This window comes from Acidiluteibacter sp. (assembly GCF_055129545.1).
This window is the reverse complement of the sequence record NZ_JBSRUB010000035.1, coordinates 21,978-36,684: the sequence shown is the minus strand read 5'-3', so window position 1 is coordinate 36,684 and position 14,707 is coordinate 21,978. Positions and strand designations below refer to the sequence as shown.

The 14,707-nt window shown below is 37.1% G+C and carries 13 protein-coding genes; 10 read left to right on the top strand and 3 right to left on the bottom strand.

Translation table 11 applies throughout. The features are described from left to right. Positions 1-86: 86 nt before the first annotated feature. The 5 genes from ACTB0X_RS16665 to ACTB0X_RS16645 all read left to right on the top strand — a co-directional run bounded on the left by ACTB0X_RS16665 (position 87) and on the right by ACTB0X_RS16645 (position 3,860). The gene (locus tag ACTB0X_RS16665; protein ID WP_463026169.1) at positions 87-338 is read left to right on the top strand and encodes a type II toxin-antitoxin system Phd/YefM family antitoxin; all 252 of its coding nucleotides are present in this window, start codon (positions 87-89) and stop codon (positions 336-338) included. After that, positions 338-592, top strand: a complete 255-nt coding sequence (locus tag ACTB0X_RS16660) for a Txe/YoeB family addiction module toxin (protein ID WP_463026168.1) — start codon at positions 338-340, stop codon at positions 590-592. The genes ACTB0X_RS16665 and ACTB0X_RS16660 overlap by 1 nt, the downstream gene beginning before the upstream one ends. Before the next feature lie 1,011 nt (positions 593-1,603). Then, the gene (locus tag ACTB0X_RS16655; RefSeq protein WP_463026167.1) at positions 1,604-2,512 is read left to right on the top strand and encodes an RHS repeat-associated core domain-containing protein; all 909 of its coding nucleotides are present in this window, start codon (positions 1,604-1,606) and stop codon (positions 2,510-2,512) included. 4 nt (positions 2,513-2,516) lie between these two features. Next, complete coding sequence (locus tag ACTB0X_RS16650; protein ID WP_463026166.1) at positions 2,517-3,374, top strand: toxin-antitoxin system YwqK family antitoxin; 858 nt, start codon at positions 2,517-2,519, stop codon at positions 3,372-3,374. A 222-nt stretch (positions 3,375-3,596) separates the two neighbouring features. After that, entirely contained in the window at positions 3,597-3,860 is a 264-nt protein-coding gene (locus ACTB0X_RS16645; protein WP_463026165.1) for a hypothetical protein, read from the top strand. A gap of 344 nt (positions 3,861-4,204) precedes the next feature. Here the strand turns inward: ACTB0X_RS16645 and ACTB0X_RS16640 are convergent, their stop codons facing one another. After that, on the bottom strand, positions 4,205-5,971 hold the full coding sequence (locus ACTB0X_RS16640) for a T9SS type A sorting domain-containing protein (RefSeq protein WP_463026164.1): 1,767 nt from the start codon (positions 5,969-5,971) through the stop codon (positions 4,205-4,207). Positions 5,972-6,022: 51 nt separating this feature from the next. Between ACTB0X_RS16640 and ACTB0X_RS16635 the strand changes: the two genes are divergently transcribed. Continuing rightward, complete coding sequence (locus ACTB0X_RS16635; RefSeq protein WP_463026163.1) at positions 6,023-7,126, top strand: serine hydrolase domain-containing protein; 1,104 nt, start codon at positions 6,023-6,025, stop codon at positions 7,124-7,126. 35 nt (positions 7,127-7,161) lie between these two features. Here the strand turns inward: ACTB0X_RS16635 and ACTB0X_RS16630 are convergent, their stop codons facing one another. Further along, positions 7,162-7,716 carry a hypothetical protein gene (locus ACTB0X_RS16630; protein WP_463026162.1) on the bottom strand — a complete coding sequence of 185 codons (555 nt, stop codon included), beginning with the start codon at positions 7,714-7,716 and terminating at the stop codon, positions 7,162-7,164. 399 nt (positions 7,717-8,115) lie between these two features. Between ACTB0X_RS16630 and ACTB0X_RS16625 the strand changes: the two genes are divergently transcribed. From ACTB0X_RS16625 to lhgO, 4 genes are all read left to right on the top strand, one after another. Further along, the gene (locus tag ACTB0X_RS16625; protein WP_463026161.1) at positions 8,116-9,339 is read left to right on the top strand and encodes a T9SS type A sorting domain-containing protein; all 1,224 of its coding nucleotides are present in this window, start codon (positions 8,116-8,118) and stop codon (positions 9,337-9,339) included. A 146-nt stretch (positions 9,340-9,485) separates the two neighbouring features. Next, entirely contained in the window at positions 9,486-11,309 is a 1,824-nt protein-coding gene (locus ACTB0X_RS16620; RefSeq protein ID WP_463026160.1) for a DNA polymerase III subunit gamma/tau, read from the top strand. A gap of 59 nt (positions 11,310-11,368) precedes the next feature. Further along, a complete protein-coding gene (locus ACTB0X_RS16615) occupies positions 11,369-12,667 on the top strand; it encodes an MFS transporter (RefSeq protein WP_463026159.1) in 1,299 nt (432 codons plus the stop codon). 45 nt (positions 12,668-12,712) lie between these two features. After that, positions 12,713-13,939, top strand: a complete 1,227-nt coding sequence (gene lhgO / locus ACTB0X_RS16610) for an L-2-hydroxyglutarate oxidase (RefSeq protein WP_463026158.1) — start codon at positions 12,713-12,715, stop codon at positions 13,937-13,939. 43 nt (positions 13,940-13,982) lie between these two features. Here lhgO and ACTB0X_RS16605 read toward each other — a convergent pair whose 3' ends face one another. Further along, positions 13,983-14,696, bottom strand: a complete 714-nt coding sequence (locus tag ACTB0X_RS16605; protein WP_463026157.1) for a metallophosphoesterase family protein — start codon at positions 14,694-14,696, stop codon at positions 13,983-13,985. Between the last annotated feature and the right edge of the window lie 11 nt (positions 14,697-14,707).

The window sequence follows — 14,707 nt, the reverse complement described above, 5'->3', positions numbered from 1 at the left end:
GCAGAAAAATATAAAACTCAAAAACGTACAGGTATCTGTACATTTATGCTTACCTTTGCAAGAACCGAGTTTTTAGGATTTTAATTATGGAAATAACAACACTAACCGACTTTAGGCAAAATATGAAAGCCTACTTTGAGCAAGTATTTAGTATGAGAAAACCTTTATTTATCAAAAGACCAAAAGGAAACGATATGGTATTGATAAGTAAAAGTGAATACAATAGCATGCAAGAAACCTTTCATTTATTGAGTAGTCCAAAAAATGCAGAACGCTTATTAAAAGCCATAGAAATGGATAAAGCAGGCAAAGGAGAGGTCAAAGACTTATTAAATTAATGGAAGTAGTATTTTTAGATCAAGCATGGGATGATTATTTATATTGGCAAAGTCACGACAAGAAAATTTTAAAGAAGATTAATGGTTTGTTGAAAGACATTGATCGCGACCCTTTCAAGGGAACAGGTTCTCCAGAACCACTGAAACACCAATTATCAGGTTATTGGTCAAGAAGAATTACATTAGAACACCGTTTAGTTTATCGAATGGAAGAGGGGCAAATAAGGGTTCTTCAATGCAGATATCATTATTAAATAGAACAGGAAAAGCGGTGTTCCGCCTTCAATCGTCAGCAAACAATCTCGCCAAGCCAGTACAGCACATTTTTTAGGAATGATGATTTTTAAAGGATAAAAAAAGAGCTGTTCTGCCCTTCGGGTGTTCCGCTAAAGCTCCACAGCTTGTCATGCTTGTTGCGTTCCTCAATCAGTCTTCACAGCAGGCTACTTTGTCTTGTCTTGCCGCTTCTCTCCACTTCGCTAAAGCTCCGTTTTGTTCAGCCGCAAGAACAATCCACCGCCTGCAATTATTTTGCTCGCCTGCGGGTCACTACAGGCTGCGGCTTGACCTTATTGATTAGCCTACCGGCAGTAAGGTAAGCCTTGTCCGGGTCTTTAAAAAGCCTCGACCCTCATGTTTATTTTTTAAAGGTGTCTCCGTTTTTTAAAGTCCCTACATAGCGGCAAGTCGCATTCGTTCCTCATGCTTTTACTTGCCCCACCTTTGTTCCACTCGCAGAGCGGCTCGCGAAGCTTGGTCAAAGTCCGCAATCCGTTCGTTCCTCTCTCATTGCAGCCTTTGCCCAGCCGTTTAGCTCAAGGCTGTTTTTCCTGTGTTTACCCACAATCCAACCCACAGTTAACAATGAAAACCCCAGTTAAAAAAAGAAAAGGGAAAGTTGGTGCTAACCTTCCGCGTGCGATTAAGTGAAGGGCTTTTATCCAAGTTAGTGCCGCACTTGGATACTCAATTTTAAAGAAGAAGTCGCACAAAATCCCACCGCACAAACCAAAACTTCTTCATTAAAAAAGAGTCCAATCCCTAGCACCGAAAAAAAAGTTTACTCGACTTTAAAACAAACGCTTCTTAAATGATATAACTTCTATGAAACAACATAGAAAAAACAAAAATGGAGCTTGGAAAGAGTATTTAGAAATCATTGTATTAATACTTGAAATAGTGGCACAGCTGCTTGTGCTACTTAACTAAAAACCCAGTCCAAAAAACTGAAAAAGAGACATAAATAAGTATCTTGCAAAACGCAAATGGGCTGTCTAAAACTTACATACTACGACCAAGGAAATGCTCTAGAAGTGAACTCCAATTTTTTTGGGGAAGCTCTAGAAAAGAAAGGGTACAGCGATTTTTTTCGCCTAAAGGCTTACACCTATGGGTTTAACGGACAAGAAAGAGACGATGAAGTGAAAGGAAGTGGTAATAGTTTAAATTTTACATTCAGAATGTATGATCCAAGATTAGGAAGGTTCTTTGCTGTTGATCCTTTGACACATTCTTACCCTTGGTATACTCCTTACCAATTTGCAGGAAATACTCCAATCCAAGCAATAGATTTAGAAGGTTTAGAAGAATTAAAAGTTACGGATTATTATAATAATGGAGATTTATATAAAACAGAGATAACAATAATGGCAGACTATCAGATAGGAAATAGGACAGAGAACGCACAATATTTAGTACATCGTAGTAATGTAGACATTGATAAGGATGGTAATATTAATGTTTCTTATGTTGGTACAGATAGAAATGCTTTATCTGATAGGGAACGGGAAAAATTTATTGGACTGGAAACTGAAAATTCGACTTTCTACGTAGAAGATGGAAATTCTCATTATAGTAATAATGATGGAAGTGAAAATGATCAGGTTATTAAAAAAGGATCTACACGCATTTATACTTGGGATAAGAGTAAAATACCTGAAGATGATCCTGAAGAACTTGATAATATTCCTCAAGATAAAAGAGATAGACATACAACTGATGGCCAGTATGCGCCCGATAAACAAGGATCTTTTATGGGTAATTCAGGTTTGAAAACTGGCGTTATCGGTGCTCAGAAGCCAGTAATTAAAGTAAGTGGCACTACTGAAGGAAGAATTAAAACAGAAGATGGTAGAACGATTTCACATGAACCTATAATAGAAGGTCCTAGATAATATTATGAGAAACAAAATTATAATTTTACATTTTTTTTATTTTTTCCAAACTTTTGTCTTTGGACAAGTTTTTCTAAATAAAACTGATGGATTGTATTATGAAGACAATTCTTATAAAACTCTCGCTAATGGAGTCATTGGTTATGTTCCAAAAATATACTTTGAAGACTCTACAGGATATGAAATTTTAGATTCTGTTAATGTTGAATTTGAAAATGGCAATTTGTTGTGGAAATCTGGATTTGCTAAATTAGGAGGCTATCAATTATATAAGTTGAAGTTTGACAATAATAAGATTTTTGATAGTGTTTATAACTTCACAAGAAGAGAAAGCTATGATGATGAGTATGTTGAGATTGTTGAAAGAGTAATTTTTTTTAATGGTAAAAGAAATGGTTCTTATTTTAAGTATTATACAAATGATCCAAGTCAAAAGGTGGAGATAGGTTCATATAAAGATGGTTTATTACATGGATTAATTACAGAGTTTAAATTTAATGGCTATCCACTAAAAGAGACTGTTTATAAGGAGGGTAAGATCAGTGGGTTTGATAGAAATTATTTTTTTGAGACAAACCATCTTAAATATGAAGCTCAATACGAAAATGGACTTGCTCAAGGTAGGCTAATTACTTGGTGGGAAAATGGTAATATCCGAAGTACGACCGATTATGTAAATAATAAAGCAATGGGCAAAAATATTGCTTATCTCGAGAATGGAGACTTAGCTGTTATTCAGGTTGTCGAAAACGGTATAGCATTAAGGACAGAGCAGTACGTTAAAGATATTGATATCTTAAAATACTTGCAACTTCTGTTTCCTAGTAAAGATAATTCTCAGAAGGTAATTAAGAAATGGTAATCTGCTACTCAGCTCCGTATTCTAAGATAAAACCAAATATTTAGATACCGGCTCCGCAGGATGTTCTAAAAAGCAGGATGTGCTCCGCAGTGGTTTCCTCCTAGCGGCGGACAGGTTCAATCCTGCGGCAAAACAAAGAAAAGAGAAAACCAACTTTAGTGTTGGTTTTTTTATGCAATGGAGTAAAACATAAGCCCTGAAGATTTTAACGTGGGTATAAATATGCGCCTATCAGAAATAATTCCTAATTTGGATCAAACGGCTATTTACTCGTTTGAAGTACGAATTGAAGGAAGCAGTGGAAGGGCTATAACCGCCGCTATGGATACTGCAACTTTGGTGATAGCTGACCAAAATGGAAATCAAACGCCTGCCACAGTGAAAGCTGCAGCAGTAAAAATTATAACCTTTAATATGACAGGAGCAGCATTACAAGCATTGGCCGTAAATGGCAAAGCTACTCCTGCTCCGCAGGATGTTCATTAAAACTAAGAAGCTCCGCAGGCATTTGCAATCCTGCGACAAAATAAAGAAAAGGAAAAGCCAACTTTAGGGTTGGTTTTTTTTATTTTTTTTCAGAAATGAAAACTTGAAATTTTAGGTTGTGAGGACTTTGGTTAAAGTTCTCAGATTTAGTGTCTACTCCAGCACCGGCTTTAAAAACACTTGCAAGTTTCAGCTCCGAAGGATGTTCTGAAAAAGCAGGATGTGCTCCGCAGTGGTTTCCTCCGAAAAGGCGGACAAGTTCAACCCTGCGGCAAAAAAAGTGCAAGCCTGCGATAAAATAAAGAAGGGAGAAATCCAACTTTGTTTTTTATGCACAGCGAATCTTAATTCCGAACTACTTTTAATATGCGAACAAAGTCTTTATTCTGAACTGTAATGACATAAACGCCTACAGGATTATCTGATAAATCAATCCTAGTTCTATTGGAATTTACATTCAGTAGTTGTTCAACCAACTTTCCACTTATGCTACTCACCTTAATATCAACGTTGAGATTATTGGTGCCAAAATCTATATTGATAACCCCATTGGTCGGATTAGGAGAAATTTTAATATTGTCCAAATAGTTTTCATTCAAGCCTACTGTATTTACATACTCACAATTGGACATTACTGTACATCCAAGATCCGTAACTTGAACTGCATAATATCCAGGTGCTGTAGGGGTAAATTGTTGGTTGGTGGCTCCAGGTATTGCAGTTAAGTTATTGTTGCAATCCATCCATTGATAAGTTCCGGAAAAAGAACTTGCTGCCAATGAAGTTCCAAAGTTGAGAATCCCATCATTGATTTTTCTGAGGGTTACATTAAACCTTATCATACTATCACACCCCTTCGAATTGGGTATGGTGTCCAAATAGCTACCTGAATTGCTCCATGTTAAACCACTTGGTGAGGTAAATCGATTACATGTTCGAATGGATACGGTGTCCAATGTGTTACAAAATGAGTATGCCATTACTTTTCCTGAACCAACTGAAACTGTAGTATCATAAGGATTTCCAATAGCAATATTATTGACATCGGGCATACTGATAGAATATCCAAAACTGTCATAATATCCATTTCCATATATAGTTTTGCTATTTTGAATCCAAGCATTGCCATTCCACTTATACAGTCTTACGGTCCCCGGAATGGTATTGTATATATTAACTGCTGCTACAGCAAGTGTGTTTGGATCTGGCATCACAACAGATGAGCCAAATTGGTGGTTTATTCCTTTTCCATCAATATCGATCCCTTTTGGGGCCCATGAAAGGCCATTCCATACATAAACTCTAGCATGACCTGCGTTTGATCCATTTCCATCGTTGTATGGCCCCCCAATAGCTATCGTATTGGTGTCTGGCATTGAAATAGCGCTTCCAAACTTATCACCTAGGGCTTCACCCGTAATTTTTAGACCTTTTGGAGTCCAGTCTGTCCCATTCCAAGTATAAATTCGAGCACTGCCATAAGCGCCAGTAGCACCTATACCTATAGTGTTTGGATCGGGCATGCTAACAGAAGTTCCTGATTGTAGCTCAGGATATACACCTAGTATATCATTTCCTTTCTGTTCCCACGAAACACTATTCCACTTGTATATTCGAGTATTTCCAGGTAATAAATTGTCAGGAGATGGAGCTCCTATTGCTATTGTGTTGGAATCAGGCATGTGTATAGATCTTCCTATCCTGGTATGAAATCCTGCACTGTTTATAGTAATGCCTTTCTGTACCCATGCCGCACCGCTCCATTTATAAACTTGAACTATGCCTGAAACTGCTGCTCCAATTGCAATAGTGTTAGTGTCAGGCATGAAAATGGATGTGCCGAAATGCTGACTAAGGGGGCTTCCATAGATATTATTGCCTTTTTGTACCCACCCTGTGCGTTTTAGTTGATAAATTTGAACAAATCCTTTCCATACACTAAGACTAGGAGATGCAATTGCAAGTGTCCTGTCATCAGGCATTGATACGCTATTTCCTAAATATTGTCGTATACTATCTCCAACAATACTTGATCCAATTTGAACTTGTGAAAATGAGTTTGTTAAGTAGGTCGTTAGAATTAAAAAGAATATAATTTTTAGCTTTTTCATCAAGGTAGGTTTTAAAAATAAAGTTACAGATTTATTTCCTAATTTTTCCTTATGAAAAGAATCGCTCCCATTGTCCTTGTTTTTGTGTTTATTCAATTGTTCTCGGCCTGTAAAGTTGGCCGTTTTATCATCTATAATTTCGCAGATATAGACGATTACAAAAAGTTTGAAAATCGACCGCTAGAAGCTAGTTCAACTCCCTACCAATTTGCAGTAGCTGAAAATGGAGTCACTCCGAAATCGGTAACGGTAGAAGATAAGAAAATTACCTTCGAGGAGTTTTTAGCCGACAAAAAAACGGTGGCTTTCATGATTATCCGAAACGATACCATTCATTATGAAAAATACATGAATGGATACGAATTGGAGTCGATCACCACTTCGTTTTCTATGGCAAAGTCCATTACTTCTTTATTGATTGGTTGCGCCATCGACGATGGATTGATCCAAAATGTATCAGAACCAATCACCAATTACATTCCTGAATTAAAAGACAATGGTTTTGAAAAAGTGACCATAGAGCATTTGTTGCAAATGACCTCTGGTTTGAAATACAACGAAAGTTATGTGAATCCGTTTGGCGATGCGGCTACCTATTATTATGGTACCAATCTCAGAAAAGCGTTGAAGAAGGTAAAGTTAGACACTGAGCCCGGAACAGAATTTAAATACTCCAGTGGTACGACTCAATTGTTAGGATTGGTGTTGGAGCGAGCCATCAAAACTGAAACCATTACGCAGTATTTGCAAGAAAAAATTTGGACCCCATTGCAGATGGAGTATGATGCTAGTTGGAGTTTAGACCGAGAAAAAGACGGCTTGGAAAAAACCTATTGCTGCATCAATGCACGGGCAAGGGATTTTGCTAAAATAGGCCGATTGATGCTCAATAAAGGAGAGTGGAATGGAAAGCAGATTGTTTCCAAGGTATGGATCGAGAATTCAACAAAAGTGGATACCTCTCAAGGCAGCTCAGCTCGTTATCAATACCAATGGTGGTTAATGGGCAATGAAGGAGAGTTTGTAGCGCAAGGAATTTTGGGTCAGTTTATATATGTCAATCTTACTAAAAACTTAATCATTGTGCGAATGGGTAAGAACTATGGTAATGTCAATTGGAGGGACTTATTTAAAAGCCTGAGCAAATTGTATTAGCATCCCTCTGCGAACAGAAGGATGCTAATAATTTATTAGAAATTCTCTATTCTTCCTGTAAAGGTATAGTTCATACTATCGGTGCTGCTGTATAAATCCAATTGATTGAAAGTTGCCACCCACTTACTAGTATCTGCAGCGTATTTGGTGATGGATACTGTTCCTGCTGTTCCTACATAATTTTTGAAGTTATATTGAGAAATGGAGAGATTGACTTCGTTCGGTCCTAAATTCTGAGAATTCTTCTGCACAATAGTAAAGTTACCAACACCAAAAGTAGAAGTATTGAAGTAAAAAGCTATGTTAGGTCGGAACGTTTCATTGTAGCATTTTTCAGTATTGATGTTTAGTAAGCTAAGCGTGGTGTTGAAATTTAAGGTGTACGGGGTACACTTTACAGATCCATCACCAATCCAAAATTGAGTTCCCACTGGTGCAGTAGTTGTGTCGGTTTTAGTAGTGTCTTTTGGGGTAACAACCGGTGGTGTTACTGGTTGAGTTTCTTCCTCTTTGTCACACGAGATAAATCCGATGGCTAAACAGCTAAAGAATAGGGTAATTCGAAATGTCCTTTTAATTGAATTTTTCATAGTAGTTGATTTTAAAATGAAGTTTAAAGTGCGCCATTTAAAACCCCGGATGCAATACGTGAATGGTCGTAATTAAATTGATCCAAATTATTAAGATTACAATAGATTTTAAATAATCTATGTTTTCAATAAAGTAGAATGAGAGGGAACTACTCCATAGTTGAGGTGTTCTTTGAGTCAGACGTTGTTAATTGGGAGGAGGATCATTAAATCATCAAATGTGGGAACAAATTGTATTCTTTTAGGTTTAATAAATAAGTCGTCTATGTGTTATTGTGCTAATAAGCAAATCACTGATTGAAATTATCCCTAATTTCGTAAGTAAATTGCCTAGTGTTGTTATTTAATCTTTGTTGTCATTTTTTACGTAGATGCAATTGAACACCTAAATTCTTAAAAATGAAAATTTTTGTACAGCTATTTTTGCTGTTTATTGCAATAGAAAGTGTAAACGCTCAGACGACGGTTACAACCGCAGCTGGCGCTTGGAACACTGGAGGGAATTGGAATAATGGTGTGCCGGCTGACGGAGGTACTGCGACCATTAATCGCAACATGATTTTGAATAAAAATTTGAATATCAATAATGGGAATTATTCCGTAACCGATGCGGGAAAGATTACCGATCCTGCCGGAGGAACCGATTACAATATTGATGTTCGAGGGACTGGAATATTTACCGTTTCAGGAAATGTAGTGATTGGTGGAGATTTAGAAATTAGAAATTTTGGAGTTTTTACATTAAAAGGATGTGATACAATGATTGTGAATGGAGACGTCCGCTTTTCTAATTTTGCAGAAGTAACCATTGAGAGTTGTGCCGTTTTGTTCATTAACGGGGATTTAGAAATTAGAAATGATAACACCACTCAACTGGACGGAAATGTCGTTGTAGCAGGCGATTTAACTTCAAGAAATTCAGCTGTTATTACTGGGACAGGAAATCTACAAACCAATGGAGAGGTAGATATTCGAAATTCATCCTCAATCTTTGGGTCGACATCTCCTTGTTCTCCTGGGCCTTGTGAATATGGGACTGGAAGTGGGTTGCCGATAAAATTGTTGGATTTTTCAGTAAGTCGTATTGCATGTAAGAACATTGAGTTGAAATGGGCAACTGGAAGTGAAATCAATAATGATTACTTCACATTAGAGTATTCATTAGACGGTCGAGTCTTCTCAGAGATAACTAAAGTGAAAGGTGCAGGCAATTCATCAAATATTAAGCATTACAATTACTCCTATTCTTTAGAAGAGGTAAATAGAACCATGTATTTCAGACTTACCCAAACGGATTATAATGGATCGAAAGAAGTATTTGATATAGTAGCGCTCAATTCTGATAATGATTTGAAGTGTAATCAATTATTAAAAGCGAATATTTATCCGAATCCCGGAAATGGATCAGACCTGACGCTTGCGGTTGATGGATTAGTTGAAGGGAAAGCGACTTTAATGATTCATAGTTTAAATGGAACTTTGCTCCATGAAGAAATGCTAAACGGGAATGAAGCAATGGAAATGAAGTTGGAAAAGATAGAAAGTCTTCAGCCGGGTGTTTATTTCATCACATTGATTAGTGGAGGGAATAAAACTTCTGTTAAATACATAGTCGTTGGTTAAGAAATTCTTTTTGTGAAGATTGAATCGAAAACTTCCTTTTTCAGTGTAGACTTATTCTTATTAAAACCCATATAACTTTTCAACAACCCATTTACCGAAAAAGATAAATGATATATTTGTTTTCGCAAATAAAGGAGAAGGATTGAATGGAGAATTTTGTTGTTTCAGCACGTAAATATAGACCAGCTACTTTTGATACTGTAGTTGGACAACAGTCCATTACGAGTACTTTAAAGAATGCCATAAAGACTGGTCATTTGGCGCAAGCCTTTTTGTTTTGCGGTCCGAGAGGAGTTGGAAAAACGACTTGTGCTCGAATTTTAGCCAAAACCATCAACTGTTTTAATCGAACAGAGACCATAGAGGCCTGCGACAAATGCGAATCTTGTAATTCGTTTAACGAAGGACAATCGCTAAATGTGCATGAGCTTGATGCAGCCTCCAACAACTCCGTTGATGATATTCGAAACTTAGTAGATCAAGTTCGATTTGCTCCTCAGTTAGGATCTCACAAGGTTTACATCATTGATGAGGTTCACATGCTGTCTAATGCAGCTTTTAATGCTTTTCTGAAAACACTAGAGGAGCCACCCAAACACGCTATATTTATCTTGGCAACTACAGAAAAGCACAAGATTATACCAACCATACTTTCTCGTTGTCAGATTTTTGATTTCAATCGGATTCAAATTGAAGACATAGCACACCACCTAGGTGGAATTGCAGAGAAAGAAAAAATTAAGGCAGAGGAAGATGCATTGCACATTATCGCTCAAAAGGCAGATGGAGCCTTGCGTGATGCGCTTTCTATGTTTGATCAGATTGTTTCTTTTTCAGGAAATAATATGACTTATGAGCATGTTATTGAAAACCTCAACATATTAGATTACGATTACTATTTCAAGGTAACTGACTTGTTGATTACCAATAAAATTCCCGAGACATTAATGGTCTATAATGAAATCCTAAACAAAGGATTCGATGGACATAATTTTATTGTAGGATTGGGAGAACACTTGAGAAACCTATTGGTGAGTAAAGATGAAATCACCATCAAATTGTTAGAAGTAGGAGCGAATATTAAAGAAAAGTACCTGACACAATCGAAGGCTGCTGATGGTCAATTTTTATTAAAAGCATTAAGCTTGTGCAACCAAGCCGATTTGCAGTTTAAGGGGGCCAAGAATCAACGGCTACTCATTGAGCTCTGTCTCATGCAATTGTGTTCGATTACAAACGGTGGTTTAGGTACTACGGTTGAAAAAAAAAATGACGGATTTAAGGTAGAAGCCAATATAAAGCCTGGTAGCAAGAAGGTTGAAGTTATTGAAGGTCAAATAGAAAAGTCAAAAAAAGTCGTTGAAGAGCCAAAAGCTGCTGAAAGTGCAAACCCAACTACAGCATCAACTCCTCCACAAGAAAAACAGGCTCCTCAAGCTCCACCACCACAGGTAACATCTCAACCACGAACCACAGCCTCTGGAAAGAGAAGAATACCAAGTGTCTCTGCTTCTTTGGGCGATATGCTCAATGAAAAACCAATAGCTGAGGTAAATAACGAATCAGAGGATTCCGCTAATGCTATTCCTTTGATGTCGGAGGTATATTCCAATGAAGACCTCATGAAGGCTTGGAAAGAATTGATGGATCAATTCGAAAAGGAAGGAAAAGAAGGAAGTTCTCTAGTAACTTCTGCTATGCGAGAGCGGGCTCCTGTTCGAGAAGGGAACCAAGTGAATATGTTGGTGGAAAATAAAAGTCAAGAACAGGAGGTGCTCGTTTTTCGACCGGATATGCACGATATTTTGAGATCAAAATTGAAAAACTCAGCCATAACAATTGAAGTAACCATCAATCGGGACATGACGGAACGAAAAGCTTATACAGATGCAGAGAAATTTCAAAAAATGATTGAACGAAATCCTAGCTTATTGACCTTGAAGCAAAAGTTAGATTTAGATTTTATATAAATTGTCATTCTATTTTCAGACAGAATTGCTAATTTGCTGCCTGAAATTAATTCAACTCAATGGAAAAAGGGAATAAGAAAACCATTAATGCCTGGACGTTTTATGATTGGGCAAACTCTGCATATCCATTGGTGATTACCACGGCCATTTTCCCCATGTTTTATGAGGCTGTTACCACCACGACTTCTACAACAGGAGAAACAAGCGATTTAGTAACCTTTTTTGGTCATCAATTTAAAAATACGGAGTTATACTCATACGTTATATCGCTGTCATTTTTAATTGTTGCATTTATTTCTCCTATTTTATCAGGGATAGCTGACTACATTGATAACAAATTATTTTTCTTAAAATTTTTCTGCTACTTGGGTGCCATCTCATGTGCATCCTTGTTTTATTTTGATGTAATCGCTCTCGAGTGGAGTATGATTCCTGTAATGACAGCAAGCGTTGGCTTTTGGGGAAGTATAGTATTCTACAATTCATATTTGCCCATCATTGCTGAACCAAAAGACCACGACCGAATTTCAGCTAAAGGGTATTCATTGGGATATTTAGGAAGTTCTATTTTATTAATTGGGAATTTGGTTGGAATCATGGCTTTTGGAATGCCTGCAAAGTTCGCTTTCTTATCTGTCGCGCTTTGGTGGGTTGGTTTTAGCCAAATTACATATGCTCGATTGCCGAAAAGGATCGGAAACCCACCAGAGAAGGATGATCACATTCTTTGGCGAGGTTGGAGAGAGTTGAAAAAAGTAGGTGCCGAAATAAGAGGGTTAAAACGAATTAAAACCTATTTGACGGCTTTCTTTGTTTATAGTATGGGGGTTCAAACCGTGATGCTGATGGCCACTTTGTTTGCTGCAAAAGAAATTAATTGGGGAGCTGATGGAGCTGCCAAAACTGGGTTGATTGTTTCCGTATTAATCATTCAATTTATAGCGATAGCCGGATCTTACTTTTTCTCTTGGTTGTCTAAACGAACCGGAAATGTCACCTCATTATCCGTTTCTTTAGTAATCTGGGTAGGCGTGTGTATTGGAGCTTATTTTATTCATGAACCTGTTGAATTTTATATTATTGCAGCAATAGTTGGTTTTGTAATGGGTGGGGTTCAGTCGCTTTCTCGTTCCACTTATTCTAAATTATTGCCCGAAACGAAAGATCATGCTTCTTACTTTAGTTTTTATGATGTGTTGGAGAAATTAGGAATCGTAATCGGGACATTCTCGTTTGGTTTTATTGAAGGAGTGACAGGAGGAATGCGAAATTCTATTTTTGCTTTAGGCATCTTTTTTATCGTTGGATTGTTATTGTTGTGGAGAGTCCCAAAACAAAAAGTAATCGAAGGAGTTTAGTATTAAAAATCGTAGTCCTAATTTTGGGCTTCAAAACAGATCACATTGGATACAAATCAGATTTACGATATCACCATAGTTGGTGGAGGAATAGTAGGAGCAGCGACTTTATATAAACTGCAAAATAAATTTCCTAACCTTAAAATATTACTACTAGAAAAAGAGGAAGTGTTGGCGGGTCATCAAACTGGGCATAATTCTGGAGTAATTCATTCAGGACTATACTATAAGCCTGGTTCTAAAAAAGCAATTAACTGTGTAAAGGGGCGTCATGAATTGGTTCAGTTTTCAAAGGATTACAAAGTCAATCATGATGTATGTGGGAAAGTGGTAGTCGCCACAGATAAATCTGAGTTGCCATTTTTGGACAAAATTTTCAATAATGGTATTGCTAATAATACAGAAGGAATAGAGAAAATTGATGGCAAACAAGTGAAAGATATTGAACCATTTTGTGAAGGCATAGCAGGAATCTGGGTGCCATGTACAGGAATTATTGATTTTGTAGGAGCAACCAATCGCTTTGCTGAGGTAGCAATAGGAAAGCAGCCATTGTCAAAAGTGAGTTTAGGCGAAGAATTTAAGTCGATTATTCATCACGATGGGCAAGCCACTATAAAGACCAATAAAGGAGAATACGAAACCAAGCACGTTATTTTCTGTGGTGGATTGCAGTCTGATCGTTTAGCGAAGAAGGATAATGTAGACATTGATTTAAAAATCGTTGGATTTAGAGGCGATTATTACGACTTGTCGGAGCAAGGAATGCACAAAGTGAAGAACTTAATTTATCCAGTTCCAAATCCAGCCTTTCCATTTTTAGGCGTTCATTTTACTAGAATGGTAGAAGGTGGAGTAGAGTGTGGACCCAATGCTGTATTCACTTTCAAACGCGAAGGTTACAAAAAGACAGATTTTAGTTTAGCAGATACTGCCGATGCATTGAGCTACGGTGGTACTTGGAAATTATTCGCCAAGCATTGGAAGTTTGGGTTAGATGAATACCGCAGAGCATTTTCGAAACCTCTATTTTTAAAGACACTTCAAAAACTGATTCCTAGCTTAAAAATGGAAGATTTACAGCCAGGCAGAGCGGGCGTGCGAGCAATGGCTTTAGGAGAAGATGGAGAAATGATTGAGGATTTCAAAATTGAATTCAAGGATAATTGTATTCATGTTTTGAATGCGCCATCACCCGCAGCCACCGCATGTTTAGCTATCGGAGAGGACATTACTGAAATGGCGGAGAAGCAGTTTGGTTTAAAGAATTAACTTGTGGGTCAATTCAATTTTTAATGGATTTTAAAAAGTTGCGTTACTCTTTCGGTTCTTTTATAGGCTCTATGTTTCTTTGACTGAGAATTTCTAATGTGTCTAAATTTAGGCACACCAAATTTCCCTGTCCCCTGATCTTTTTTGCACTACATCCATTATCGATGGGCAACAGCATTTTATTCTCAGATGCTTGATTTTCTATATAATCTAGTGAATGCCTGAAATGTCCGTGTACTATTTTTTTATGCTTTATCTTTTCGTAATCAGGGGTATATTTTCTGATTGAAAGCATTTTTGAAAATGATTTTAATGGTTTTTCAGATTTGAAATCAAATCCAGCATGAACCAAATAGTAATCGTCTAATTCAATATAATACAAGCATTCTTGCAAGAAATCAAATACTTTAGATCGCAATCTGCCTTCCTTATTCAATAAATCAGCCGAGCCATATTTTTTTAAAAACGCTTTTAATTGAAGCGGCCATCGTCTCAATACATCCAATATCATTTGTTCGTGATTTCCACGCAAACAGTAGATCTGATAACCTTCATCCTGAAGAGTCAGAATGGTTTTAATCACTTTTAAGCTTTCATTGCCTCTATTTACAAAGTCGCCCAACAGAAACAATTGGTCGGTGGGCTTTAGTTCAATTTTAGAAAGTAGCGCATTGAAAGTAGCATTACAACCGTGAATATCACTAATCGCAAATCGTCTGCTATCTGCCTGAACTGGAACAAAGAGATGTTTGGGCATTGAATTTTTTA

Bases quoted from the DNA above. Each gene is read 5' to 3' on its own strand.
- ACTB0X_RS16665 (WP_463026169.1), top strand. From the start codon at position 87: ATGGAAATAACAACACTAACCGACTTTAGGCAAAATATGAAAGCCTAC.
- ACTB0X_RS16660 (WP_463026168.1), top strand. From the start codon at position 338: ATGGAAGTAGTATTTTTAGATCAAGCATGGGATGATTATTTATATTGG.
- ACTB0X_RS16655 (WP_463026167.1), top strand. From the start codon at position 1,604: ATGGGCTGTCTAAAACTTACATACTACGACCAAGGAAATGCTCTAGAA.
- ACTB0X_RS16650 (WP_463026166.1), top strand. From the start codon at position 2,517: ATGAGAAACAAAATTATAATTTTACATTTTTTTTATTTTTTCCAAACT.
- ACTB0X_RS16645 (WP_463026165.1), top strand. From the start codon at position 3,597: ATGCGCCTATCAGAAATAATTCCTAATTTGGATCAAACGGCTATTTAC.
- ACTB0X_RS16640 (WP_463026164.1), bottom strand. From the start codon at position 5,971: ATGAAAAAGCTAAAAATTATATTCTTTTTAATTCTAACGACCTACTTA.
- ACTB0X_RS16635 (WP_463026163.1), top strand. From the start codon at position 6,023: ATGAAAAGAATCGCTCCCATTGTCCTTGTTTTTGTGTTTATTCAATTG.
- ACTB0X_RS16630 (WP_463026162.1), bottom strand. From the start codon at position 7,716: ATGAAAAATTCAATTAAAAGGACATTTCGAATTACCCTATTCTTTAGC.
- ACTB0X_RS16625 (WP_463026161.1), top strand. From the start codon at position 8,116: ATGAAAATTTTTGTACAGCTATTTTTGCTGTTTATTGCAATAGAAAGT.
- ACTB0X_RS16620 (WP_463026160.1), top strand. From the start codon at position 9,486: ATGGAGAATTTTGTTGTTTCAGCACGTAAATATAGACCAGCTACTTTT.
- ACTB0X_RS16615 (WP_463026159.1), top strand. From the start codon at position 11,369: ATGGAAAAAGGGAATAAGAAAACCATTAATGCCTGGACGTTTTATGAT.
- ACTB0X_RS16605 (WP_463026157.1), bottom strand. From the start codon at position 14,696: ATGCCCAAACATCTCTTTGTTCCAGTTCAGGCAGATAGCAGACGATTT.